The following is a 1,509-nucleotide window of genomic DNA, read 5'->3' as shown; positions in this document are numbered from 1 at the left end:
CAGCATAACGCTTGTCTTGTAATAAATGATAGAGTGCTAAAGCTGAGTCTTTACCCGAACTCCAATTAAAGTAAGTTTTGTTTTTATTCAAATAAAATTCTTTTTATTAAACCAGCTGGTATCTCTTTATCAACATACATTTCATTTGAAAAAGGAAGTAAATCTTTACTGCTGCCCATAATATCTATAAGATTTTCGCTTTTGCTACTCGTGGTAATTGAAGATCTTCCTGAGCCATCAATAATGCTAATTGCTCTGGCAAGTAAAGGTTCGTTTTCATCACCTAAAACTCCTAAATTTCTAATACTTTCACCTAGAATATTATTTTGATCTGGAGAAAGTCCATTGAAGTAATCAGTGACCCCGTTAACATTTAGTGATTTAAAAATAAGTGGTTGCATAGCGTATGTATGACTTGGGTTAGCACCAGATCGACTAAAATTTGGCGAATCGTACAATGTTCTTGAAGCTTGATATTTTCCTGTTGTGGTTGTTCCTATTTGTACGACATCTATATATGGTGATAGACTGTTAATTACTAATTCGCTTGCCGATGCGCTAGACCTTGTTGTGAGGATAAAAACTCTTGATAAGTTTAAGCTATTTAAAGCAGCTCCACCGTTATTATTTACAAATCTATTTATTAATAACTCTGGGTTTTCATTTTCAAAAGCCTCTTGAAACTCAGCATTCCATTGTTCAGTGCTAAACACATCGCCAGTAAATTGTCCCGTAATCATACTTGATAATAATATAGCAGTATTTACCGAACCGCCAGGGTTGTATCGTAAATCGAGTACTAATTCTGTTGCATTAGCACTTTTAAATACCCCAAATATATTGTTTAATTCTGCATTAAATTGATCGGTTCCTGTAAATCCATTATACATTAAATATGCAACTTTAGTGCTGCCAATGTCTAAAGTTTTGCTAAGTAAAACGGGGTTTTCTGTGTATTGTGCTTTAGATAATGCAATAGTTTCTGAGGTATTGGTAACAGAATCGTCTGTTGTTTCTGGTGTGCCATTATCGGTATAGTTACCTATATTAATAGTGTAATTTTCTGGGCTTAATAATGTTCTCCAATTATCTAAAGTAAGTTGTGTTCCGTTTACGCCATAAAAAATATCACCTCGTTTTAAGCCTTGGCTAGCTGCGCTTGTATTTGGTAATACGTAACGCACATAGCCATAAATATTTGTGTCTGTAGGAGAAAATCTAAATGTGCCAAATTCCATACCGTTACTAGTAACAATGCCGCTAAAAAGTTGCTCTAAAGCAATATAATCGTTAACAATCCAACTAAATCTATCAACGGTTTCCCTTTGGTAAATTAAGCTTTCAAATAAATCTTCAGGCGCAGAAAATGTGTTTAAGTAATTGGCATAATCATCATTTGAAGCAAATCTATTGTTAGCAAGGTCTGGTACATTATCTTTGTATAAATAAAAAGTATTCATGCCTTTCCAAACAAAATCGTTTATTTGACTTGCAGAGATTAAATTGTCG

General features: G+C 33.7%; 1 protein-coding gene. It reads right to left on the bottom strand.

Annotation, left to right across the window (positions count from 1 at the left end):
- Positions 1-83 precede the first annotated feature (83 nt).
- A partial coding sequence (locus tag AADI82_RS15125; protein ID WP_341217234.1) for a S41 family peptidase occupies positions 84-1,509 on the bottom strand: 1,426 nt, incomplete at its 5' end.

The sequence above is a fragment of the uncultured Wocania sp. genome, assembly GCF_964021735.1.
Classification (GTDB): domain Bacteria; phylum Bacteroidota; class Bacteroidia; order Flavobacteriales; family Flavobacteriaceae; genus Wocania_A.
Note: the sequence above shows the minus strand (reverse complement) of the source record. Positions and strands in the feature narration are given on the sequence as shown.